Source organism: Pseudoalteromonas sp. H105, assembly GCF_001469215.1.
GTDB lineage: Bacteria > Pseudomonadota > Gammaproteobacteria > Enterobacterales > Alteromonadaceae > Pseudoalteromonas.
Window position 1 is genome coordinate 1 of record NZ_LOFH01000011.1, and the last position, 22,950, is coordinate 22,950.

Genomic DNA, 22,950 nt, shown 5'->3' on the forward strand with positions numbered 1-22,950 from the left:
CTCATTTAATTTTGCTTTACATAAAACCGCAGTTGAAGTGTTGGAAAAGGAAAATTTTAAATTAACTATTTCAGATTTATATAAACAAAACTTCAACCCTGTTGCAGGGAGAAATGATACGACTCACTTTCCAGCCCACGATTTATTCCAATTAGCAAAAGCGCAAAGGTTAGCACTTTTGCATAATTCTTTTGAAAAGAGCATTAGCCAAGAGCAACAAAAATTAGCGTCATCTGATCTATTAATTTTTCAGTTTCCTCTATGGTGGTGGTCTTTTCCCAGTATATTGAAAGGGTGGATTGACCGTGTTTTATCCTCAGGTTTTGCTTATGGCAAAGATGCCACTCTTGCGCCTAAAAAGATTATGTATTCAATTACTACGGGGGGGGACTAGCTCTGAAGAATAGTTGGCGTACTATCAGCGTAAAATTGATGGATTATATCAAGATATATTTGGATTTATTGGGTGGCAGGTATTACCTGCTTTTATCGCCCATGGCGTACAACAAAAAACAGACGATGAACGGCAATTGCTACTCCAAAGTTACAAAGCGCATCTAGTTAAAAACGTTATTGCTTAAAGGGTAGTACTATCAATTATCTAGCAGAAAATAAGTGAGTGTTATAAACAGCAGGGGGTCGTTTTTCAACCTTTAATTTAGAGAGGTATTTAGTTTTGCATTGGGTATATTCGTTACCGTATTTATCGCTGTATAGTTAAGATCGTTCTGTGTATTTTATTCGTTTGATTAGAGGCATTGGGTGAACACTTTCGCTCTAAATACTTCACTGTATGGATAATGAATGGAAGGCTTTTTGGCGCTGCTTCAGCAATATGGCACTTTTGTGTATGTGTTACTTTTTGCCTATTGTGCTCTAAAAAGTGGCTGGTTACCTTTATTTGCAGGGTATGCTGCACATACCGGTGCACTTGACGTTAGTTTTGTTGCCTTATCCTCTTTTTTAGGGGGGTATTTAGGTGACGAATTACGTTTTGCTGCTGCTAAAAGGTATGGTGTTCGTTGGCTTGAAAAGCCAACAAAGATGGGCTTGTTATTTAAGAGAGCAAGTGAGCTTGCTAACCGCCATGGCACTACGTACATGTTTTTATATCGTTACCCTAAAGGGCTGAGAACAATCGGTGCGCTGCCTGTTGGTTTAACGGGTATTTCTTGGCGGCGTTTTAGCGCACTAAATATGTGCTCTGCTGCGTTGTGGACCCTTATTTTAGTGGGAGCCGGTTATACGTTTGGTGCTACATTTGATGCCTTTGGTGTTGAAAACTTAACGGCAATTAGTCTTTTATTTTTATGTGTTTTTTTAGTGTCGTTATATCGGGTCTGGAATCAAAGTATGGCCGTTCACAACCATAATAAAAGCTGAACAGAGTGGTTTTATAAAAATGAGGTGTTTTTCAAATTACAATGATCAACGTACTCTTTTCATCTTTCTTTTCTATCACTTATCATCAAACTGATTGGTAACTATAGTTGAAGTGGGCTTTTCCAGTTCAGGGAGCTTCTGTTTTTTGATTTTATATTTAAACTTCCCCAAGTAATTTAGTTGCTTAAGTATTTAGTATTAACCTAGTCGTTAACGTTAATTGCTTTAATTGTCCCTAAATGTGAAATTATACTTGTCGTTAAAACGGGTTTAATGCTTAATTTTAGTTGTAAAGTATTGCTTTTTTATATTGGGTAGTTCTTAGGTGTGGTTTTTAGTTGTTTTTTATTAAAAAAATTGCAACAGTTTTTGTGTGGTCTAGTCTTATATTGACCTAGTAATTTAACAACAGTGAACAGCATTAATACTTATCTTTATATACCAAGTATTTGCATTATTGGCGAAGGAAGTGTGGTGTTAGTGACTTTGCTTGGAAGGTAAAAAATGAAAACTAACCTCAAATCTATTTTTGCGATGGCAGTGATTGCAGCTTGTTTTACAGCTAGCGCATATTCAAACACGGTATACACGAGTGATGCAACAGTCACTGCTTGGGACCCTATATATCCAGCTTATGCTGACGGTAATTGGCCAACGAGTGTATGTAAAGTCCAACCAGACGTAAACTTAGACTCAAATTGGCAGAACCCTCATCAGGCATCTTCATTTGGGCCGTATGCACACCCATGGCAGGGGTCTGTAGGCAATTTTGCTAGTTGGATTAATGCCTGGGGAAGTTTATCTTCTCAGGGACCTGGAGGGCATAGTTGGACAAAGTATGCATTAGATGTAAGCGGCGAAGGTGATTTTGTATTGAAGCTGCTAGCAGATAATTGCTCGTGGGTTTATATAGACGGAAATTTAGTTGGTTATCAGTCGGCGTATTGGAACGCTAACAATATAACTTATCCAGTGAGTTTAAATGGCGACCATACACTTGAGTTTTTAATATACGATGGTGGTGGTTTGGCTGGCGGAATGTTTCGGTTAGAAACAAATACGGGCGTTACTTTTTCTGATTCAGATGCTGATGGGTTAACAGATCCTGAAGAAGTACTGAATCAAACAGACCCGTTTAACCCAGACAGTGATGGTGATGGTATTAATGATGGTGATGAAGTTGCGGCCGGATCAGATCCGAATGATGAAAATGATACGCCAGTGGTTGATGATGATGGCGATGGCATTATAAATGGCGATGATGTATGTCCAGATACGCAAGCGGGGGCTGTAATCGACCAATATGGGTGTTCAGGCCAGCAAAATGTAGCAACTGCATGTCGTTGTGAAGGGCCAGCTCAAGATACGCTGTGGAAAAATCATGGTCAGTACGTAAGCTGTGTTGCGCATGCTAAAAATGCGCAAATTAATATCGGTCTCTTAACTGAAGATGAAGGGTCTGCTTTAATGTCGACTGCAGGGCAAAGTAGTTGCGGTAAGAAAGAAAAAAGTAAAGGTAAGAAATAACACCTTTGCTTACATGATGAATAAATAAAGGAGCCATCGGCTCCTTTATTTTTGGGCCTGACATTGAAATTTCACCCTGTATTGTTGTTTATTCATTATAAGCTCAAAGCAACGAAACAAATGGTTAAAAACATGCCTGCAGATTAACCAACAGTTATATGTTATTAAATTACTTTGGTGGTGTTCTTTCTCGTTACTTATTCCATAAAATCAAAGCAACCATAATTTATAAAGCGGTCATTGGAACTCTTTTATTTAAGTATCAGTGAGAGTTCTTTATAAAGCGAGAGGTCTTTGGTCAGTAAGTGCTTAGTATCAATCGCAGCCATTGCTGACTTAGCGAGTTTGAGTTGTTTTTTTTGAGTAGAAATTTGGGCAATACGTAAATTAGTTAAACTTTGGTAAGACGCTTCATTTATCTTTTTAGCTTGTAGGATGACATCTTGGAATAAAGGCAAAGCTTCATCCAAACGGCCCATAAAATGCAATGCGCGTGCAATGTTATAGTGCGCCATCACTAGGTAGTGAATGTCGTCATCCTTTTTTGCATTTTCTAATGCCATTTGTAAATAAGAGAGTGTCTCGTCCAGCTTATTTTGTTTATGGGTCAAGTAGCCCAGTATTGTGTAAATTTGTTTTTTTATATGGCTATTAGGATGACTTTTAAATTTTTCTTCTAATGCGAGCAATAACGATGTGCCTTTTTTATAATCACCCGTATAAAGTTGAAAGGTCGCGTAATCAATAATACTTTGGGCATCCCATTGCGCCATATCTGAAAAAGCCTTATCGACAATACTAATATAATCACTGAGATCGGCTTTTTTGTCTTGGCTGGCCAGCTTAACTTTGTACATGTAGCCATGAATTTCAACGCGTTTAGGCAAGGAAGGCATAGTGAGTATTGCATCCACCTCAGTATGCAAACGCTTGTATTCCTGTGCTTTAAACAGCAAGTCCATTAATGTGAGTTTTTGATGAAACCAAAGGTGTGTTGCTGTAGGGGTATGCGCTAAATTAGTCGAAAGTTCAAAGATGCACTGTGCTAAATTTTTCTTACAGATATCGGCTTTAAGTTCGCTAGATGATGCGAATACAAGGCTGGAGCTCACTGTAAGAAAAAATATTGCCGCTCTTGTAATCATCTTTAATGTAATTTATTTCCATTTATTACCTTTTATTAAGATAAACTATTTTAGTAAAAAATATAAGTCATTATATTGTGTAAGCATAGATAGCCTAACTATGTTGCGTATTCAACACATGAATTAGCGTTAATAGATCGGCTGTTAAAAAGCAAAGACGGCAGTATTATTCTTATCGTTGCGTTATAAGTTACTGTATTGATTTAATGTTTTAAATTATGTGTAATGAAGTCTGTAAATTTAATGATGGCATGGCAGTAAACAGATCTATGAATATTTGGCTAATTATAGCGGGTGTATTAAGCGCGATTGCTGCATTTTTACATTTGGGTTGTATTTACTTTGGTGCTCAATGGTATCGCTTTTTTGGTGCTGGTGAGCACATGGCTATGCTTGCAGAGCAGGGTAGCATTGAGCCGGTACTAATCACTGCAGCAATAGCGTCAGTGCTTTTTACGTGGTCGTTGTATGCATTTTCTGCTGCGGGGCTGATAGTTAAGTTGCCACTTATTCGAACCGCACTTTTACTTATTACGCTTATTTATTTGGTAAGAGGCGCTGCCGGGTTTATGTTAATCCAACACCCTATGGGGCGTTCGCCAGACTTTTGGGTCTGGAGCTCGTTAATTTGTTTGAGCTTTGGTGTTGTTCATCTTATTGGCTTAAAAAAGCAATGGAAAAACCTTTAACCGCTTACTTTTACCTCTTCGTTTTAAGCCCGACCTTTTTATATGCTTACAGGCTGAGAGCTGATCATTAATTTATTAATAACCGCCGTGATAGCTTTATAGCGCTTTGGTAACTCTCTGTTTTTCTTTTTTACGGAATAAAGTGTTTCTATCACTGGTGTTACTGGCTCAAAAACAGTGAGTCGGTGTTGCTGTGCAAAGTTTTCAAGGGCACTTTTAGGTAATACCGTAAAGCCCACCCCCTTTGCGACAGGGTGAAGAATCTGACTAAGTTGATTAATGTAGCTCACAACGGGGATATCAGCGGGATTGAGCTCTGTTAGGCTGGACTCTCGGCACTGTTCAAAGTACATAGAAAGGTAGTGCTTAGCATCGGGGTGATCAACTAACCCCTGATTTTTAAGTGTGTCAGCTATTGTGTGAGTGGGTGTAACATTTTTAGGTAGCACTAAACACAGCGCTTCATCGCCGAGCTTATTTATATCAAATATGCGCTTATCAGGCATGTCGGTAACAATGCCCAAGTCAATGTTTCCTGATTGAATATCACTTAAAATTTGATGATTAGGCGCTGCTGTTAGTTTGATAACAAGAGACGGATAACTAATTTGTAAATCTAACAAAGCAGGGTACAGCAAAAGCGCCATTGAGCCTGAGCACGCGATGCTGCAGTCACCGACATGTGGGTTATCAAATGCTAATGCTTCAAGGAGTTTTTGCTCGTTCTGTGCAAGAGAAATTGCATAACGATAAACAAGGCGACCTTGCTCGGTTAACTCGAAGCTTTTTTTGCCTCTTTTAATTAGCGTAAAACCGCATGCTTGCTCAAGTTTACTTACATGTTGGCTCACACCTGGTTGAGTCATAAATAGTTTATCGGCTGTTTTAGTAAAGTGCCCTGTGTTAATTAGGGTTACAAATGTATTTAGCCAAATAGGATTCAGCATGCTTCACCATAACTTTAAATTATCAAGTTGATTATATTTGATAATTTAATTTAATCAACGCTTTCCTCTACACTCGCCTTGTTGGTTTAATTGTTAAACACATTTCTTTTGGAGCACACGATGAAAATGAATCATGTTGGCCTAATGGTCGGTGATATGGACAAAGCGGTTGAGTTTTATACTAAAGTGCTTGGTTTACGCGTAATAATGAATAACACCAAGGTGCAAGAAGAGCGTGAAACGGCTATTGGCAGGATGTGTATTGCTGTTTTTGGCGAAGGTTTTAAAGGGTTTAATATTGCACACTTGGTAACAACCGATGGTATCGGTGTTGAATTGTTTGAAATGAAAGTGCGCGATGAACGTCATCACGTTGATTTTTCACGGTTGGGAATTTTTCATTTTTGTTTACAAACTGACGATTTTGACGGAGTGATGAAAAAGACGGAGGAGTATGGTGGCAAAGTTAGAATGGATGTCATGCGATACCACCCTGAAGATGAAAATAGACCTGCCCAAATGGTGTATTTAGAAGACCCATTTGGTAATCTATTTGAGCTTTACTCACATACTTATGAAGAAACGTACTCTTCTGACTACGAATAAATAAACATAAAAAGAGTGACCAGTAAATCGCTCGTTTTACGTGCAGGGTTATTGCCTACTACCTTTTGGGTACGCTGTGGCAAGGTTCGTTGGGGTGTGCTATGTTAAACTATTCACACTATGTCGGCTTTTTATTTAGCTGTTGCTTCAAGGGGGATGAGTTTTGGAAGTATTGATTTTAGTTACTTTAGTCAGTGTTTGGGCATTACTCATGCTGCGCTCAGTGATGGCTGAATATGCTTATTATCAATCAGTAAAAACTCGTGAACCGCAGATATGGCAACAGCTAGGTGCCCCTCGGTTCCTTAAAGTCCCGATGGTGTTCGTGTCAAGCAAAGGTACTCAATTGCTGCAACAGGTAACTGATGCAACAGTGCGTGAAAATGCATTAAAGCACCACCGTGCTGGCAAACAATTTTTGTTTTACATCGTTGCTGTATTGGTACTAGGTATTGTTTATTTAAAACTAGCTTAATAGACTAGCGATACGTTTATAATTAAATAAGTATGTGTCTGTGAAGCCTTTTATTATTATTACCTTTCTATTCTGTGCGTTTACTGTTGATGCCGATACCACATTTAAAATACCCCGCAGTCATATTGTTGACATTAAAGACCCTTATTCTGGCCGCATTTATCCTCTTTTTATAAAATTACCGCGGTCTTATGTTGCCAATAATAATAAAGCTTATCCTGTTATTTATTTAACGGATGCGATGTACAGTTTTCAGGTTGTGTCTGGTGCCACCCGCTTTGCAATGAATAGTGAAAAAATGGATGAAGCCATTATTGTGGGTATTTCATATTCAAAGGGATCTCGGGGCCCGTCAAGCCGGGTGCGAGATTTTACCCATCAGGTCGCTACCAATTGGAAACTAGAAACGGGTAAAGCGGCAGCACATGCTCAGTTCATTAAAAAATCTGTTTTTGGTTACCTCAATACACACTACAGAGTGAATGGCTCGCGTACTTATGTGGGGAATTCACTTGGTGGCTTATTTGGGGCGTATATTCTTTTTACTGATCCAACCATGTTTGATAATTATGTGCTGGGCAGTCCTTCAACGTGGTACAAAAATAACGATATATTGAATGTTAAAATTACGCCAAGCTTGCACCCTCATAAGGTGTATATCGGTGTGGGAGAGTATGAAACGCCTGAATTTGACTCGCCAGATCATGATATGGTTTTAGGTGCCAAACAGTTACAGTTGAAGTTATCTGATCCGCTATTGCCACATACACAAGTGAGGCTCAATGTCATTTCAGGTGCAAACCATGAAACAGCGTTTCCAACAACCGCCACCCAAGGCCTCTATTGGTTATTTAAAAAACAATAAGACAAAGTTTGAGCAGCGTTTGAAACATTATTTGATTACGCGCAATTCAAAGTGTTTTATTTCAATTTACTTAGGGGCTTATGTACGTTTAATACTATATTTATATTAGTAGTACTTATGGTGAATAAGTAACGTGTTGACGTATTTTATCCACTTAATTGGTGCTAAATGCATCGCTTTGCGCGACGTTAAAAATCATGCCTTCTGGATGGAGTTTATCTTGAGAACAACAATAAACATTTTTCTTAGTTTAGTCTTTCTACTTATTGTGAGTTTTTCCTACAGAGTATGCGCTGAAACAATTGAACTTAATAGCGATACGGTGCTGGTGATTCATGATAAAAATTTGTGGAAAAGGCTACCGGATACGTTTGATCCACAAAACATCAAGGCGATGAGCCTGTGGTATGATAAGCAGCAAACAGTGGATTCCATTATTGGCCAATCAGGGCGTTTTGTTACCAAGTTAACGGTCTCTGCTAATAGCGCTGATCGTTGGTTTTTAGTGCCTAACACTAACTTTATTGATCACGGGCTCGCGTATTATTTTAACGCCAATGGTTTAAAGGAGGCTGCACAAGAGTTCTCCCAATTAGCGGATAATAAAACGCCTCAATTACTGCATTTTCAAGCATTTAATCTTACGATGGATAAAGGTGACAAGGGCGAACTTTGGGTTGTTATTTCAGCGCAAAAATACCCGTCATCAGTGTCTATTAAGTTATTAAATAGTGAAGCGTTTTACCGTTTTCAAAGTATCAATAATATGCTGTCGGTTGCGGCTATTTTTGCCATGTTATTGTTAGCCTTATTAACATTGTTTATTTATTTGGGTACTCGTAATCGTATTGCTATAACGTGTGCTGGGTACCTTGGATTTCATGGGATCGGGTGGGCGGCGGCATCAGGGTTGATTGATGATGTATTTAACCTCTCTATCAATACTGTTTATTTAGGGATGTATATTTTTCCATTGGCTATTGCCTTTGCTGCCCAATTTGTGTCGGATCTATTTGAATGTAAGCACAATCATCGTAAAACGTTTAAGTTCTTATATTGGTTGAGTGTTGCTAGTGCCGTGGCTGCGGGTGTGATTGCATTGACTTCTTTCTCTTTTGCATTTGCTGTTTCACATATGCTTGCAGTGTTATGGATTGCTGTGACGATTGTGATTGGCATTCATATGCTCAAACTAAAAGACTTTAGAGCAAAGTATTTCTTATTTGGTAATCTGCTTTATGGGTTGTCACTGATTTATTACATGCTATCTCACAGTGATACTTTTGGTGAGCTGGACTATGCTGAGTCGTTGGTTGTGTCTGCATTGGCCATTGATTGCATTTGTATTATGCTTTCCCTCACCGAGTGGTTTAAGATAAAACAGTCAGAATATAACCGTAATTTTTATTTATCGCGCTTAGATCCACTGACAAAGTTAGGTAATCGCTATGCATTGAATGAGGGGATCTCAAAGCTAGGATCCCACTATGTGGTGGTATACCTAGACATCGATGGCCTTAAAAAAACCAATGATAATCTAGGTCATGGTGAAGGCGATAAACTGATTACCTTCGCGGCTGAATATTTACTTGAAACTTTTTCTAGCCAAGGTAGTGTTTTTAGAACGGGTGGCGATGAATTTGTTATTCTATTGCCTCAGCTTAATTTAAACCAATTAAGCAATACGTTAAAGAGTACGCAAGCATTACTGGTTTTGTTACCCACAAAAATTCAAGAGAAGTGGGCGCAAGCGGGTATTAGCTTTGGTATCTGTGATAGTACTGAGCAAAACACGCCTTCGCAGTGTTTATCACAAGCAGATAAACGCATGTATCTACAAAAAGAACAACGTCGTGCTAAACATTCAGCATGAAAACAATAATAAAGGAACATACCATGTTTAAACAATTTCTATTGGTACTCGCACTTTTCGTGACACCTTTAGCCATGGCCGATAAAGGCCCATTTGTGGGCGAAATTTCTACGGCACGCTTACTGGCTGATTATGAAAAGTTTAATAATGAATACACGGCGTATACTCCTTCAAAGGATGAACTAACGAAAATAAGCACGCTGAATGATAAAGATATTGTTGTTCTGCTTGGCACCTGGTGCCACGATAGCGAACGTGAAGTACCTCGGTTGCTTAAACTCATTGCGCAGTCGAAGGTTGCACTTAAAAGTTTAACTTTGGTTGCAGTGGGGTACGATAAGCGTGACCCACAAGGTATTGCACAGCAATACAACTTAAGATATACCCCAACGATAATTGTGCTAGAGAACGGGAAAGAGATTACACGCATGATTGAAAAACCAAAGGTCTCATTAGCGAGCGACCTGGGTCAATTTAACTCATTGTAGTATGGTACACCCATTTCAAGTTAGGTTGGGTATGATTTTAAATAAGCATAAAGAGCGGTATCGTTAGTATGTTCGGTCAAGTAATAGAATTAATTGATGAAGCAAATAGCCACGATCCTAATAAAGAGCAGTATAAAAACGTGATGTGGCCAAAAGAGCGATTATATTCAGAGCGCATGACAAACATGCTAGATCGCTTTATGCCAAGCGCCGATGAGTTGATGTATATTGCTGTTCGTGGGCAGCACATTGAGCGATGGCAATCACCGCGCAGTGATTTTGCGCCAGGTAAACACGGTTACTATCAATGGCGCACCGCACTGTATGGTTTTCATGCAGGTCGCGTTGTTGAACTGATGCAACAAGTTGGGTTCGAGGACCACGCATGCCAGCGAGTTTATAACGCAGTGGCCAAAAAGCAGATAAAAGCCAACCCTGACAGCCAATTGGTCGAAGATATCGCAAGCCTCGTGTTTGTTGAACATTACATGCTGGCCTTCGCACAAACAAAGCCAGATTATGATGAACAAAAGTGGATAGGTATTTTACAACGTACGTGGCAAAAAATGTCATCAACAGCCCATGATTTTGTGTTAGCCGGTAATATTACATTGCCAACGCCTTTAGTGCCTTTGATTGAAAAGGCACTGTCAGATAACTAAATTAACCACTGTTCAGGCTAAACTATCAGTGTAAATAGGGGAATCTTCAAGGGTTGCAAAGCTGGCAATACGTTGGGTCCCCCTCGGTGTGTTTACTGGGCTCAGATAAGCTAAATTGACAGTGCTCACAGTGGCTTATATACGTTTTAATTTGTTTGGTTGGTAGTGTACATTGAGCACATAAAAGCCCTGGCAGCGCCTTTTTAATTACAAAGTTTGCTGTGCCACACTCAGGGCATTTAGCGTTAAGCCGCCTTATTAAATCTTTTGTAGCGTTGACAATCATTGCTTGTCGTTGCGGGCTATACATGGCTCTTAGATCGGGTGTGATCTGCCCTGTGAGAGGCTTATGATGATTCAATCGCGCTTGTAATTGAGTCAAATTAAGCCCTTTTTCCAACGCATTAGGCAAGGATAATATCCAGTGCTGATTTTTAAATTGCGAACACGTTTGTGCCACTGTTTCAGAGGTTGTGTGCTCATCAATAGTTAAACCGTGAGGAGCAAATGCGCCTGATGCTTGGGCATAAATAGCCGTGTTTGTACTTCGTTGATATAGGCATAATATTTCTGTGTTGTGAGTTATTAAGCCAAAATACGGGCCACTGGTAAAACTTCCTTCACTGCCAAGGCCAAATTCCGCATCACTGTTTTGGCATGCTTGTTTGGCTTTTATATATGCGGCTTGTTCTGGTGTGCATGTACGGGCGATTTCACCACTAAACGTACCTAGAGAGTCTGTATCAAAGGCATCAGTCTCGTCCACCTCATAACCCAAAGGGGCTAAAAGAGGGGCAATCAAGTGCCCTTTTTGGTGCTTTGTTGCAATAATGATTTGCGGCATGTTTACTCGGCTCCAGCTATTTGGCTACGCCATGTACTTTTGTACAAACGTTCAATTTCATTGTTATCTCCTCAGCGAAATAAAGTTAACCAATTATTATCTACGAGGTCTTTAATCATGTTGTGTTTTTGATAAATGGCAAAGATTGCATCACGCGGTGCAGCAATATAGACACTAAGTCGAAAGGGCTCATGCATCCATTGGGTGCCATTGTGAAGAGATTGCATGGCTAAGCCCATACGTAAGTCGCCATCATTGCCTCAAATATAGCTATATTACTGCCAATCGCATTATGTAACACTTTGTTCCCATTACCGTACTTAAAGTTATCAGTCACTGATACATTATATTGGGTGTTAATCCAATTTGTAACGATCATGGGAGGGGTCATGATCAATTCTAATAAACTAAACTCGTGTCATTTTGTCTTTGGTTGTCATGTAAAAAACTGCGGCCAGTCGTGCGCACGTTTTTGGTAAGCCAGATTGATTTGACTTGGTGATGCATGCGCTAAATCTGGGTCTATGTATTGCAAACACTCTTGTTGGGTGTTCGTAGCCATTGCGACATAGTCGGGTTGAGTGATGAATCATAAAGGGGGGGGGTCATCCGTTGTTATATTGTGTAAGGCAGCTACAAACTGGCAATCACTTGGCAATAGCAGCCTCGGCTTTGTAGTTGAATGCGTACTTTGGTTCGTTAAGTAATGACGCGAGTATACGCACATTTACTTCCACTATCTGTCCGCCACATGCACAGCAATCAAGTCCCGCAGCATGTAAGTTATTGGCACTTTGGCTACCGTGTCCTTCGAGTAGTATATTTTCTGCGTACTCAGTAAGCCCCATTGCATTAAGCACGGTCAGTTTTGTCATCAATACTCAGTTGGGTATTGCCTTTACTGAGTTGCCACTGAATGTTATGCGTGTGGTGATGCGGTGCCGTGATTGCTAAAAACGAGTTTTTTAATAGCTTAAGTGTATAGAGCCACCCTGTGGATTCGATCATTAAAATGCAGACGGGGCGGTTATTGACCAGTTTTGTCATGCTGCTCAATACTTATATTTATGGCCAGTGTTTGGGCTGCTTCCTGCAGATGTTTATCGGTTATACTGCGCTGTTAATATTTTTTTGAATTGTGCAGCAGCCGTATTCATGATTTTGACTCCATTATCGTCACTATTTTAGTGTTAGCTTGTTGCATTAATTGGCAGGCGAATAGGCCATAGTTTTAACGTGAATCGGGTAAACCATTCATCAAGGTATAATCCAGCAAATAAGAGGGTTGAGAGGGCTTTTGCCTCAGGATGTTGACTTTGCTTTTGTAGTGCGTAGATCAGTCCAACAAGCGTAACAAAAAGCAAGATGGTCTAATTATCAGCTAGGCTGACAGCGCCACTGTGATCACTGAGATACCAAGCTAACCCAACAAGCATTGAGTACACGCTAAATCCCACTAACCAATGTGCGGCAGTTGGTGTGTGATTTGGGGTATTGCGGCGGTTTATATTTTCGTTTACCGCAGTATCAGCGCATAACCGATGCTTATGAACTGTTTTATTCGATCACCGCCCAGTGGAAATTTGTTCCCGAGAGCTTAATGCGTCTATTAGCTAAAAGTGGCTAATTAACGAAGCGATTCATCCATACTGTGTCATTGCTTGATGTGACAGAAATAAACAGCCATTTACTCTTGTGTTAGTGGCTGTTCTTTTTTGTGCACTTTTGCCAAAGTTTGCTTATCTACTTTGATTGAAAATACCGGTTCTACATTTTGTAAGCTCGTTGCTATTTGTGCTTTTAGTTGTAATTCCTGTGTGGTGCTTAACGCTTTCATAGTTTGTGCGGTTTGTTGCTTTATCTGTTTGTCTAATGCGATATCAGTAGGGCTAAGTAGTAATAAAGTCAGTAATAATGTGTTCATTGTCATCTCCTTGTTTAGCTATAAATTAACTAACGTTGATGACAAAACGGTGTTTCTAATATGTCTACTTGGTTAAGCTTTCATGGTATTTCGATGAAGGGGTGGCGGTTCAGGCTTGGTATAGGCAAATTAACGTTCCTTCTATTGCTCTAACATACGCATAATGTTGCGTTTCTCTTAAGCTTGGCGGACAAAGTGGCTCAGCCCCAGCAAGGACTGCTCTATCGTAACTTTCATTCAGGTTTGTGCAGCTAAATTTAAGTTCAAAGCCTAGCGCAGGTTGCTTTGGGTGCGCGCGAATGTACCCCTGTTTAAAATGCGCTTGTGCATAGGGGTGTGTCGCAAACGCTATTTTTATATTGCCTGTAGAAAGTTCACCATATTCAGCATTTTCACTTAAAGAAAAAGTAACAAAACCAAATGCTTGGTAATAGAAATCTAAGGTTTCTTCAACGTCATCAACATAGATAACTTGGCTCATTAACTCCATATACTGCTCACTGGTATTCATTTATCTTCTAAATAAAGCACAGTTTTAGCGCATTTGCGAAAAATAAAATACTAAACTATTAATTTTATTCATAAAAAAACCTTGCGGGTTTACCCTGCAAGGTTTTTAAATTGCGCACGAAAGCGCTATTATTTGTTACGGTTTTCTTTACTAAACGCGCGGATCTTACGTTTTTGCGAAAGCGTCACTTTGTTTGTACGCCCAGCAAATGGGTTGTCGCCTTCTCTAAATTCAATTTTGATTGGCGTGCCCATAATTTTTAATGCTTTACGGTAGTAATTCATCAAATAGCGTTTGTAGCTATCAGGCAAATCGTGGACTTGGTTGCCGTGGATGACAATACGTGGTGGGTTGTAACCACCGGCATGGGCATACTTAAGTTTAACACGACGGCCACGTACAAGTGGTGGCTGGTGGTCTGCTTGTGCCATGTCCATAATACGACGCAACATAGCAGTACTAATACGCTTAGTCGCTGACTCGTACGCTTCATCAATAGATTCAAATAAATGACCAACACCCGTGCCATGTAACGCAGAAATAAAGTGGATACGTGCAAAGTCAATAAAACCTAAACGACGATCAAGCTCTGATTTGATGCGATCTTTGACGTAGTTATCTAAGCCATCCCACTTGTTTACAGCAATTACTAATGAACGGCCAGAATTCAGTGCAAAACCAAGTAAGCTTAAGTCTTGATCTGAAATACCTTCGCGTGCATCAACAACAACCAATACGACGTTTGAATCTTCGATTGCTTGCAGTGTTTTTATTACTGAAAACTTTTCAACGACATCGCTTACTTTTTTACGTTTACGAACACCGGCGGTATCAATTAACACGTACTCTTTATCATTACGCGTCATGGGAATGTAAATCGAGTCACGAGTCGTACCCGGCATATCATAAACGATAACACGTTCTTCACCGAGTATGCGGTTGGTTAGTGTTGATTTACCAACGTTAGGGCGACCAATTATCGCAAGCTTTACAGGCTTATCAGCAAACGCTTGTTGTTCTGCTTCACCGTCTTCTTCTGAATATAAATCAACGAGTTCGTCATCATTGTCTTCACCGTCGTCATTCTCAGCACTGAGCTGAGCGATTACTGGCTGTAATGTGTGCTCAAGCAGCAAGGTAATACCACGGCCATGAGCTGCAGCAATATGGTGCACTTCACCGAGTGATAATTGGTAGAATTCAGCACAATTTGAATCTGCATCAATACCGTCAGTTTTATTGGCAACAACAAAGCTTTTCTTTTCTTGCTTACGTAAGTGATTTGCAATGGCTTGATCGGCAACCGTCATACCAACGCGGGCATCAACTAAGAATAATACGATATCGGCTTCTTCGATCGCGAGTAACGACTGATCGGCCATTTCGGTTTCAATGCCTTCTTCAGAACCATCAATACCGCCCGTGTCTACCACGATAAATTCATAGCCATCATAGTTAGCTTGGCCATATTTTCTATCTCGTGTTAGGCCTGGAAAATCGGCTACGAGTGCATCACGAGTACGTGTTAAACGGTTAAATAATGTGGATTTGCCCACATTGGGTCGCCCAACTAGAGCGATCACGGGAAGCATAAACTACCTCTTTAAAAAACAACAAAAGGCTTCGCAGTGCGAAGCCTTATAAAAATACATGTAGATTAGTATGTTAGTTAGGTATGGTTACCGCACTAACTTCACCATCTCGGGTGTATAAAATCAGTTTATCGTCTACAACAATGGGCTCAATAAAAAAGCCTGAGCTGTCAAAGTCTTCACGCGATACAAGCTCGCCTGATTCTTTATTTAGCCAGTGTAAGTTACCTTCTTGGTCACCTAACGCTAAATAATTTCCTGCTACCGCAGGCCCTGTTAAATACCAACCACGAAGGGCTGGCTGACTCCAGCGTTCAATGCCAGAGGTTTTATCTAATGCGTATACAACGCCATCACTATCAACAACATAGATAGTTAATGCATCCATCGCTATTTCACGATAGCTACTGTATTCACGTTTCCACACTATATTACCAGAACGAATATCAACGGCTGCTAAGTTACCATTATAGGCGATAGCATAGGCGTATGGGCCGCTAATGAGTGGACGAGTGTCAACGTCAACAAGGCGTTCAAACTCAGATGAACCTTTTGGTGTTGCTATTTCAGCACTCCATGCAGAATAGCCACTTTCAGAAATAAGCACGCTTAATTTGCCAGTTTCAAGGCCAACAAGCACGCCCCCATTCGCTACAGTCGGTGAACTTTGGCCGCGAAGTGTCAGTGGGGGTACTTCTTGCTCGTGACTCCAACGCTCTTCACCGGTATCAGGGTGAAGCGCAAGTAGTTTGCCCGAACCTAAATTAACAAAAATTAAACCATCACCGGCAGCAGGAGCAGCAAGTATTTCACCAGGTACGTTTTTACGCCATACGACTTCACCGGTTTCTCGATCAAGCGCAATTAAATAACCATGCTCTGAACCTACAAATAATTTGCCGTATGCTTGTAGTATACCACCAGACAATTTAGCACTGATATCACTTTCCCACGGCCAAAACGTTGAATTATCACGAACGTCCGTATTCCAGATCGTGTCGCCAGTTTCCACTGAGAGTGCTTCAATATCACCGTCACGACTGGCAACAAAAACCTGATCTTTGTAGATTGCTGGTGTTAAGCGTGAAAAATAATGTCCTACGCCATCACCAATGCTTTCTTGCCACACAACGTTCGTTTCAAATTGATTAACGATTTCAGGCAATACAAGTTCTTCTTCCTCATCACTTGATGAGCAACCGACCAGGGTCGCCATACATAAAGCAATACTTGCCGCTGTTAACTTTTTCATTGTAACCCCTTATGCCGCTGGGCTAGATACTGCTAAGTCATCGAGCTTGATTTGCAATAATGGGTTGTTTTCAAGGCCACCTGCATCGGCTGCTGTTTGATAAGCAACGCGTGCTTGCTCAGCATTACCTTGTGCTAAATGGATGTCACCTTTAATTTCAGCAACAGCCGCTTTGTATGCCTCATTTTGTGCTTTGTCTAATGTGGCTAATGCTTCATCGTACTGCTTTTGTGCCACTTGTACTCGCGCTAAACGTGTTGTTGCCGTTGCTTTTAAGTCAGCATTGTCAACATTTGCAATAATCCAGCTTAACTTTTCGCTTGCTACGTCAAGTTGGCCTTGTTCTACCGCTTCTTTTGCAGCAACAAACGAGGCAAGCACACTGTAATTAGAGTCTTTATTTTCAGCAATAAATGTATCGGCAGCGCCCAGTACTTCACCATTTTCTACTAGTTTTGTGTAAGCATCAGATGCGCTTTCTGCAGTCGTAATTTGGTTTTGGTTATACGCTTTCCAGCCATATAAGCCACCTAGACCAATAACAATACCGAGCGCAAGTGATACGCCATTTTCGCGGAAAAATCGTTTAATTGCTTCTGCTTGTTGTTCTTCTGTTGAATAAATATCCATTATTACCTCTAGTGTTTTAGCTTTGTACTAGCTCAGCTAAAAGCGTTTTAACTTGTTCTAATTCTAAGGTGACTTGTTCTTTACGTTCACGTAAATATTTAACCGTCACTACGCCTTGTTCTAATTCATCTTCACCGATAATCAGTGCTACAACCGCATCACTTTTATCTGCGCGTTTAAGCTGTTTTTTAAAGTTACCACCGCCAGCGTGAACCATGACTCTTAGTCCTGGAACATCAGCACGCAATTGTGCAGCAATAAGTGGGGCTTGAATACTTGCTTTGTCACCCATTGCAGCCAAATATACATCAGCGTTGCGGCGAATGTCACCTACACACTCTAATGCTTGTAACAGTAATACCAGACGCTCAAGACCCATGGCAAAGCCAACAGCGGGTGATGCTTTACCACCTAGTTGCTCTACTAAGCCGTCATAACGACCGCCAGCACATACTGTGCCTTGCGCGCCTAGGCTGTCGGTAACCCATTCAAATACTGTGCGGTTGTAATAATCTAAACCACGCACCAGTCGTTCATTTACCGTGTATATGACGCCAGCGGCGTCTAAACGTTCACATAAATTTTCAAAATGTTCTTTTGATTCAGCATCTAAATGTTCAGACAGTTTTGGGGCATTAATTAAAATAGCTTGAACATCTGGGTTTTTGCTGTCTAACACACGCAATGGGTTAGAATGCATACGGCGCTTAGAATCTTCATCTAGTACGTCAACATGCTGTTCTAAATAGCTAATTAGTGCATCACGATACTGTGCACGAGCTTCATTTGAACCCAGTGAGTTAAGTTCTAAGCGAACATGTTCACTGATACCAAACTGTTTCCATAACTGTGCAGTGAGTAAGATGACTTCCGCATCGATGTCGGCTGTTGCAATACCGAAGGTTTCTAGACCAAATTGGTGAAATTGACGATAACGGCCTTTTTGAGGGCGTTCGTGTCGGAACATTGGGCCCATATACCATAAGCGCTGCTCTTGGTTATACAGTAAACCGTTTTGGTTACCTGCACGCACACATACAGCAGTGCCTTCTGGGCGAAGGGTAAGGCTGTCGCCATTGTTATCAGCGAAGGTATACATTTCTTTTTCTACGATATCGGTTACTTCACCAATAGAGCGTTTGAAAAGATCGGTTGACTCAACAATTGGAAAACGAATTTCTTGATAACCGAACGATGCGACTGTCTCGCGTAAGGTGCTTTCTACTTTCTGCCAAACTTGCGTGTCGCCCGGCAGACAATCATTCATTCCACGTATTGCCTGAATTTGTTTTGCCACTGATAAATCCTAAAAACTGTATTTGCGCACAGGGGTGCGACAACAAAAATGCTAAAAATTGACCCGCTATTATATACCCAAACCACCCCAAGATGCGAGCATCGTTGGAATTAAAAGCACTTTAGTCAAGGCGGTGATTGCAAACAATAGTGATTCTATTGCTAAAATTTAACCGCCTCGCTGTAAAGGTAAACGGCAAACAAGCGAATTTGCCGCTATATACGGTATTTATTCGACTATTTTAATGTCGATTGGTGTCTCTTTCTCTTTTTGCGCGATAAAATCACGCACGTAGCCTTCAAGCTGATCAACAATATTATTATTATCAATACGGGCTTTTTGGCGTTCGCCATTGATATATAAACCAGAGCGGCGGTTAGCACCGGCTAAGCCAATGTCGCTGATCAAAGCTTCGCCTGGTCCGTTAACAACACAGCCAATAACTGACACCGAGACTGGCTCAATGATATCTTCAAGGCGCTCTTCAAGTTGATTCATGGTGCTTACTACATCAAACTCTTGACGTGAACAGCTCGGGCAGGCGATAAAGTTGATACCACGAGAGCGAATGCGCAATGACTTTAAAATATCAAAACCGACTTTAATTTCTTGTACTGGATCTGCTGCGAGTGATACGCGTAATGTGTCACCAATGCCTTCGGCCAGTAACATGCCAAGACCTACCGCAGATTTTACTGAACCTGAACGCATACCGCCCGCTTCAGTAATCCCTAAGTGCAGTGGTTGGTCGATTTCTTTAGCCAGCAAACGGTATGCGCCTACGGCTAAAAATACATCGGATGCTTTAACGGAAATCTTAAATTGGTCAAAGTCTAAACGGCGCAGTATATCCACATGGCGCATAGCCGATTCAAGGAGTGCTTCAGGTGTTGGCTCACCATATTTTTCTTGTAAATCTCGCTCTAGAGAGCCGCCATTTACCCCAATACGAATAGGAATGTTGTGTTCGCGTGCGGAATCAACCACCGCTCGAATACGGTCTTCACTGCCGATATTACCGGGGTTAATACGCAAGCAATCAGCGCCATATTGCGCGACTTTTAATGCGATGCGGTAATCAAAGTGAATGTCGGTTACAAGTGGAATAGTCACTTGTTCTTTAATGCTTTTAAATGCTTCTGCCGCGGCCATTGTTGGTACGGATACACGAACAATATCGGCCCCTGCATCTTGTATAGCTTGAATTTGTGCAACCGTGGCATCAATATCCATGGTGTCCGTGTTGGTCATTGACTGCACGGCAATAGGTGCACCATCACCAATGGGGACATGACCGACATTGATACGAGTTGATTTTCTGCGTTTGATTGGAGATTCTGAAAACATAGCGACTACTCTGCTAAGGGTAAATTAAATTTGGCTAAACGATTTTTAGGAAAATTCGAAATATCGATGGCTTCACCATTGAGTGTGATTTCAACTACTTGGTGTTTCCCTAATACCACTGAAAAAGGAGGTGTGCCTGTTACGGTCATTTCATACCCTGCTTTTTTTACGCCAAAAGCGACTTTTTCGCCTTCACCGTCGTGTATTTCGACCCAGCTATCTTCATTAAACAACATTACGACCGTACTTAAGCCATTTTGTTCTTGTTGCACTGGCTCAGAGACAGGCTCTTCACGCATTTGTATTGGCTGTTCAGGGGTGTTTGTTTCAGGCTGAACGAGTTCGATTTGCTGGTCGTCAGTGTTAACGGGTTGCGACTGTGTTTGCGTTATGTCTTGTGTGCTTAAATCAATAACCGGTTTGGTTACGGTTTGTTGGTTTAATGGTGTTGAGTTTTGCCACCACCACAATGCAGAGGAGCCAATTGCAATCGCTAATATAATGTAACTAACCAGCATTAATCGACTGTCATGCGCTTCTTTTTCGGTGCGCTTGGAGAAGCTTTGCATTTTAGATTTTTTTACTGTTTCCTGATTCTCAGGAAACAGTGCCATGACAGTGTCATTATCTAAATTAAACTCGCGGCAGTAACACTTAGCATACCCTTTAACAAAGGTTGCTGGGCCTAATAAATGATGTTCATCATTTTCTAAATGCTGTAATTGCAACACCGATAGCTTTAAGGTTTTTGCCAGTTGTTCAAGGCTTACACCTGCCACTTCACGCCCTGTTTTTAATGTTTGGCCGAGGCTAGGCTGAGTTGATTCTGTATTTTCATCATTCATAATGCGTATGATTCGGGATCCACTAGTAAGAGTCTATGCCCAGGTTTGAGAGCAATATCTGGGCTTAATTTATTCCATCGCATTAACTGATCAATTAACAAGCGACGCTCTGTGGCAATACTATACAACGTATCACCTGCGTTTATTTTATAATAAATATTGGGGTCATTAAGGTAAATTTTAGTTCCATTGACCAGTCGATCAGATTCTCTTAACCCATTCCATTGGAGTAATTTTTGTAGTCTAACATTGTATCGTACTGAAATGCTAAATAGGTTTTCACCAGCCTGTAAAACATGAAATGGAATAGAAGGAGGCGATAACCGTGAGTTTAACAAAGGTGCTTCATCGACAGGCGCACTATTATTAAATTGCACTGTAGCTTGGCGACTATTTCGCGATGCAAATACTGCTGCATTTTTTACTGGTTGATAAAACTCAACTTGTTCACCTGCTGATTGATTACCATTTTGACTCGGCTGTGTTGCATTGACATTCGTTTTTGTACTTAGCATTTGTTCAGTTTTTGGTGCACCAAATGACACAATTTTAACCCCATCTTTTGGCTTCTCAGCTGTGCGCGTGGGTTGAAGTGTGGTTGGCTTAGTTGGTGATGCACTTGCAACACTTAATGTCTCAACTTTTGAAGTGAAAAAACCCTCTTTTGCGGGTACAGCCACTTGATTTTCATTGCGTGAATCAACCACCGACAACGCAGACAAAACAGCTTGGGCATTGTTATTTGCTTTTGTTGTAACGGGCTTGTTTGTCTGCAGAACCACATCGGTGGTTGTCGCTGCAGTTGTTAATGCGCCCAATACAGCGAGGGTATCAACGGGGGGGCTCTCGATATTAATATTAGCCGGCACGAACGTTGTTTTTACTACGGTGGCGTCGTTTGTTTGTGACGCTTTACTGGTTATATTTGCTTGTATGTTAGCATTTGAGGCCGTCATTTCTGCCGCAGGGCGTTCAAGGGCGCTATTTTGTGCTGTTTGTACAGGCTCAGTAATTTGCTTTTCTTTTGTTGATTTGAACCTAGGCGCTTTTTTCTTTTTTACAATACGTACTTGTGGGTTTGCGCTAACCATTCCAGATGAGGTTTCAGACTTAAATTCATCAAGTTTTGCTTGGCGATACTTAAATCGCAGAATTTCAAATTCACTTTGTTTAAAACGTTGCTCGCGAATTAGCACCGCTTCACTTGATACTGGGTAGGTTTGTAATATGGTTGCAGCAGTGGCTTCAGCTTTTTCAATATGACCCATGCGTTGCTCAATTAAATAGTTTAAAAGTAATGAACGTGGCGAAACTTGGCCTGATTTTTCATACCGAGTCAGTAATTCTTACGCCTTATGTAAATCACTTTTTGCATAGTACAATGCAGACAAGCTGATAATTGAAGATGCACGCATAGAGCTGTGCTTGATCGCCGAGCGAAAGTACTTTTCAGCTTGTTCAAAGTCATTGAATTCAATTGCACATAACGCCAAATTTTCATAACTTTCTGCAACGCGGATGTAACTTGGGATTTCAATGGCTTTAATAAATTGTTCTGTGGCACGATCGTATTCATTAATACCACATAAAAATACCCCATAGTTATTACGGGTATTTGGATCATTGGGGTTAATTTTTAGCGCTTTTTGATAGGCATTATCCGCGAGGGTGTCTTCACCGACTTGTTGATAATAATAAGCAAAGGAATAATGGACTTCAGGTAAGTCTGGTGCAAATGACGCTGCACGTTCTAGATTATACTTGGCCTGAGAGCTGTTGCCGGTATTGAGGTATTCTAATGCAAGTGCAATACGAGTGCGCGCTGCGCCAGTATTATTGATAGTGTTTTCGACAACGGGTTTATCATTGCCTTCATAACTGTTTTCAGTAACACACCCGCCGAGGGCAAGCAGACTAACAGTTAAAGCAAGTAAAGATCGCATTACCTTATCTCTTATTATTATCCATATCAGCCTATCTTACCGAAAAGCACTTGTGTTGCATCAACTTTTTCAAATTTTAATGCTTAAACACAAGTACTTTAGAGG

The 22,950-nt window shown here is 40.8% G+C and carries 24 protein-coding genes and 2 pseudogenes; 11 read left to right on the top strand and 15 right to left on the bottom strand.

Going from position 1 to position 22,950, the window contains the following annotated elements; translation table 11 throughout:
* The 4 genes from ATS75_RS16375 to ATS75_RS16385 all read left to right on the top strand — a co-directional run.
* On the top strand, window positions 1-394 hold a 394-nt coding region (locus ATS75_RS16375; protein WP_201020976.1), incomplete at its 5' end, for an NAD(P)H-dependent oxidoreductase.
* 13 nt (window positions 395-407) lie between these two features.
* Window positions 408-581: a hypothetical protein gene (locus tag ATS75_RS20460; RefSeq protein WP_161936908.1), complete on the top strand. Its 174-nt coding sequence runs from the start codon at window positions 408-410 to the stop codon at window positions 579-581.
* A gap of 223 nt (window positions 582-804) precedes the next feature.
* On the top strand, window positions 805-1,383 hold the full coding sequence (locus ATS75_RS16380; protein WP_058561497.1) for a DedA family protein: 579 nt from the start codon (window positions 805-807) through the stop codon (window positions 1,381-1,383).
* A gap of 504 nt (window positions 1,384-1,887) precedes the next feature.
* Entirely contained in the window at window positions 1,888-2,910 is a 1,023-nt protein-coding gene (locus ATS75_RS16385) for a hypothetical protein (RefSeq protein WP_058561498.1), read from the top strand.
* A 251-nt stretch (window positions 2,911-3,161) separates the two neighbouring features.
* Here ATS75_RS16385 and ATS75_RS16390 read toward each other — a convergent pair whose 3' ends face one another.
* On the bottom strand, window positions 3,162-4,055 hold the full coding sequence (locus tag ATS75_RS16390) for a tetratricopeptide repeat protein (protein WP_058561499.1): 894 nt from the start codon (window positions 4,053-4,055) through the stop codon (window positions 3,162-3,164).
* Between the two features lie 269 nt (window positions 4,056-4,324).
* On the opposite strand from ATS75_RS16390, the gene ATS75_RS16395 reads away from it, so the two are divergent.
* Window positions 4,325-4,744, top strand: coding sequence for a hypothetical protein (locus ATS75_RS16395; protein ID WP_058561616.1), 420 nt, complete (start codon window positions 4,325-4,327; stop codon window positions 4,742-4,744).
* A gap of 38 nt (window positions 4,745-4,782) precedes the next feature.
* On the opposite strand, the gene ATS75_RS16400 is transcribed toward ATS75_RS16395, so the two are convergent.
* The gene (locus ATS75_RS16400; RefSeq protein ID WP_058561500.1) at window positions 4,783-5,691 is read right to left on the bottom strand and encodes a LysR family transcriptional regulator; all 909 of its coding nucleotides are present in this window, start codon (window positions 5,689-5,691) and stop codon (window positions 4,783-4,785) included.
* Window positions 5,692-5,811: 120 nt separating this feature from the next.
* Between ATS75_RS16400 and ATS75_RS16405 the strand changes: the two genes are divergently transcribed.
* The 6 genes from ATS75_RS16405 (at window position 5,812) to ATS75_RS16430 (ending at window position 10,660) form a co-directional block, all read left to right on the top strand.
* Window positions 5,812-6,297, top strand: coding sequence for a VOC family protein (locus ATS75_RS16405; RefSeq protein WP_058561501.1), 486 nt, complete (start codon window positions 5,812-5,814; stop codon window positions 6,295-6,297).
* A 163-nt stretch (window positions 6,298-6,460) separates the two neighbouring features.
* A complete protein-coding gene (locus ATS75_RS16410; protein WP_058561502.1) occupies window positions 6,461-6,772 on the top strand; it encodes a hypothetical protein in 312 nt (103 codons plus the stop codon).
* A gap of 40 nt (window positions 6,773-6,812) precedes the next feature.
* The gene (locus ATS75_RS16415) at window positions 6,813-7,637 is read left to right on the top strand and encodes an alpha/beta hydrolase (RefSeq protein ID WP_058561503.1); all 825 of its coding nucleotides are present in this window, start codon (window positions 6,813-6,815) and stop codon (window positions 7,635-7,637) included.
* Between the two features lie 220 nt (window positions 7,638-7,857).
* On the top strand, window positions 7,858-9,510 hold the full coding sequence (locus ATS75_RS16420; RefSeq protein ID WP_058561504.1) for a GGDEF domain-containing protein: 1,653 nt from the start codon (window positions 7,858-7,860) through the stop codon (window positions 9,508-9,510).
* Window positions 9,511-9,533: 23 nt separating this feature from the next.
* Window positions 9,534-9,998 carry a TlpA family protein disulfide reductase gene (locus tag ATS75_RS16425; RefSeq protein ID WP_058561505.1) on the top strand — a complete coding sequence of 155 codons (465 nt, stop codon included), beginning with the start codon at window positions 9,534-9,536 and terminating at the stop codon, window positions 9,996-9,998.
* Between the two features lie 68 nt (window positions 9,999-10,066).
* The gene (locus tag ATS75_RS16430) at window positions 10,067-10,660 is read left to right on the top strand and encodes a DUF4202 domain-containing protein (RefSeq protein WP_058561506.1); all 594 of its coding nucleotides are present in this window, start codon (window positions 10,067-10,069) and stop codon (window positions 10,658-10,660) included.
* 46 nt (window positions 10,661-10,706) lie between these two features.
* Here ATS75_RS16430 and ATS75_RS16435 read toward each other — a convergent pair whose 3' ends face one another.
* The 13 genes and pseudogenes from ATS75_RS16435 to pilW form a co-directional block, all read right to left on the bottom strand.
* Window positions 10,707-11,504 (bottom strand): DUF6671 family protein, encoded by a 798-nt coding sequence (locus ATS75_RS16435; protein WP_058561507.1) that lies wholly within the window; start codon window positions 11,502-11,504, stop codon window positions 10,707-10,709.
* Between the two features lie 71 nt (window positions 11,505-11,575).
* Window positions 11,576-11,895 (bottom strand): annotated as a pseudogene (locus ATS75_RS20795) (putative inorganic carbon transporter subunit DabA).
* A gap of 256 nt (window positions 11,896-12,151) precedes the next feature.
* Window positions 12,152-12,379, bottom strand: a complete 228-nt coding sequence (locus ATS75_RS16440; RefSeq protein WP_201020977.1) for a putative inorganic carbon transporter subunit DabA — start codon at window positions 12,377-12,379, stop codon at window positions 12,152-12,154.
* Window positions 12,357-12,551 carry a hypothetical protein gene (locus ATS75_RS16445; protein WP_058561509.1) on the bottom strand — a complete coding sequence of 65 codons (195 nt, stop codon included), beginning with the start codon at window positions 12,549-12,551 and terminating at the stop codon, window positions 12,357-12,359. The genes ATS75_RS16440 and ATS75_RS16445 overlap by 23 nt, the downstream gene beginning before the upstream one ends.
* A gap of 640 nt (window positions 12,552-13,191) precedes the next feature.
* Window positions 13,192-13,428 carry a hypothetical protein gene (locus ATS75_RS16450; RefSeq protein ID WP_058561510.1) on the bottom strand — a complete coding sequence of 79 codons (237 nt, stop codon included), beginning with the start codon at window positions 13,426-13,428 and terminating at the stop codon, window positions 13,192-13,194.
* A 109-nt stretch (window positions 13,429-13,537) separates the two neighbouring features.
* Window positions 13,538-13,918 carry a VOC family protein gene (locus ATS75_RS16455; protein WP_058561617.1) on the bottom strand — a complete coding sequence of 127 codons (381 nt, stop codon included), beginning with the start codon at window positions 13,916-13,918 and terminating at the stop codon, window positions 13,538-13,540.
* 149 nt (window positions 13,919-14,067) lie between these two features.
* Window positions 14,068-15,531: a ribosome biogenesis GTPase Der gene (gene der / locus ATS75_RS16460; protein ID WP_058561511.1), complete on the bottom strand. Its 1,464-nt coding sequence runs from the start codon at window positions 15,529-15,531 to the stop codon at window positions 14,068-14,070.
* 73 nt (window positions 15,532-15,604) lie between these two features.
* A complete protein-coding gene (bamB, locus tag ATS75_RS16465) occupies window positions 15,605-16,783 on the bottom strand; it encodes an outer membrane protein assembly factor BamB (RefSeq protein ID WP_058561512.1) in 1,179 nt (392 codons plus the stop codon).
* A 9-nt stretch (window positions 16,784-16,792) separates the two neighbouring features.
* Window positions 16,793-17,413 (bottom strand): YfgM family protein, encoded by a 621-nt coding sequence (locus ATS75_RS16470; RefSeq protein ID WP_058561513.1) that lies wholly within the window; start codon window positions 17,411-17,413, stop codon window positions 16,793-16,795.
* Between the two features lie 16 nt (window positions 17,414-17,429).
* Window positions 17,430-18,710 (bottom strand): histidine--tRNA ligase, encoded by a 1,281-nt coding sequence (hisS, locus tag ATS75_RS16475; RefSeq protein WP_058561514.1) that lies wholly within the window; start codon window positions 18,708-18,710, stop codon window positions 17,430-17,432.
* Between the two features lie 228 nt (window positions 18,711-18,938).
* Complete coding sequence (gene ispG, locus ATS75_RS16480) at window positions 18,939-20,057, bottom strand: flavodoxin-dependent (E)-4-hydroxy-3-methylbut-2-enyl-diphosphate synthase (RefSeq protein ID WP_058561515.1); 1,119 nt, start codon at window positions 20,055-20,057, stop codon at window positions 18,939-18,941.
* 5 nt (window positions 20,058-20,062) lie between these two features.
* Entirely contained in the window at window positions 20,063-20,902 is an 840-nt protein-coding gene (locus ATS75_RS16485; RefSeq protein ID WP_058561516.1) for a RodZ domain-containing protein, read from the bottom strand.
* Window positions 20,899-22,845 (bottom strand): annotated as a pseudogene (gene pilW / locus ATS75_RS16490) (type IV pilus biogenesis/stability protein PilW). Before pilW ends, ATS75_RS16485 begins: the two are co-directional and overlap by 4 nt.
* Between the last annotated feature and the right edge of the window lie 105 nt (window positions 22,846-22,950).

Coding starts and splice junctions, on each gene's coding strand:
- ATS75_RS16435 (WP_058561507.1), bottom strand. CDS start 11,504: ATGCCGCAAATCATTATTGCAACAAAGCACCAAAAAGGGCACTTGATT.
- ATS75_RS16485 (WP_058561516.1), bottom strand. CDS start 20,902: ATGAATGATGAAAATACAGAATCAACTCAGCCTAGCCTCGGCCAAACA.
- ATS75_RS16450 (WP_058561510.1), bottom strand. CDS start 13,428: ATGAACACATTATTACTGACTTTATTACTACTTAGCCCTACTGATATC.
- ATS75_RS16405 (WP_058561501.1), top strand. CDS start 5,812: ATGAAAATGAATCATGTTGGCCTAATGGTCGGTGATATGGACAAAGCG.
- ATS75_RS16455 (WP_058561617.1), bottom strand. CDS start 13,918: ATGGAGTTAATGAGCCAAGTTATCTATGTTGATGACGTTGAAGAAACC.
- der (WP_058561511.1), bottom strand. CDS start 15,531: ATGCTTCCCGTGATCGCTCTAGTTGGGCGACCCAATGTGGGCAAATCC.
- ATS75_RS16445 (WP_058561509.1), bottom strand. CDS start 12,551: ATGACAAAACTGGTCAATAACCGCCCCGTCTGCATTTTAATGATCGAA.
- ATS75_RS16390 (WP_058561499.1), bottom strand. CDS start 4,055: ATGATTACAAGAGCGGCAATATTTTTTCTTACAGTGAGCTCCAGCCTT.
- ATS75_RS16470 (WP_058561513.1), bottom strand. CDS start 17,413: ATGGATATTTATTCAACAGAAGAACAACAAGCAGAAGCAATTAAACGA.
- ATS75_RS16425 (WP_058561505.1), top strand. CDS start 9,534: ATGTTTAAACAATTTCTATTGGTACTCGCACTTTTCGTGACACCTTTA.
- bamB (WP_058561512.1), bottom strand. CDS start 16,783: ATGAAAAAGTTAACAGCGGCAAGTATTGCTTTATGTATGGCGACCCTG.
- ATS75_RS16440 (WP_201020977.1), bottom strand. CDS start 12,379: ATGACAAAACTGACCGTGCTTAATGCAATGGGGCTTACTGAGTACGCA.
- ATS75_RS16380 (WP_058561497.1), top strand. CDS start 805: ATGGAAGGCTTTTTGGCGCTGCTTCAGCAATATGGCACTTTTGTGTAT.
- ATS75_RS16400 (WP_058561500.1), bottom strand. CDS start 5,691: ATGCTGAATCCTATTTGGCTAAATACATTTGTAACCCTAATTAACACA.
- ATS75_RS16385 (WP_058561498.1), top strand. CDS start 1,888: ATGAAAACTAACCTCAAATCTATTTTTGCGATGGCAGTGATTGCAGCT.
- ispG (WP_058561515.1), bottom strand. CDS start 20,057: ATGTTTTCAGAATCTCCAATCAAACGCAGAAAATCAACTCGTATCAAT.
- ATS75_RS16395 (WP_058561616.1), top strand. CDS start 4,325: ATGAATATTTGGCTAATTATAGCGGGTGTATTAAGCGCGATTGCTGCA.
- ATS75_RS16430 (WP_058561506.1), top strand. CDS start 10,067: ATGTTCGGTCAAGTAATAGAATTAATTGATGAAGCAAATAGCCACGAT.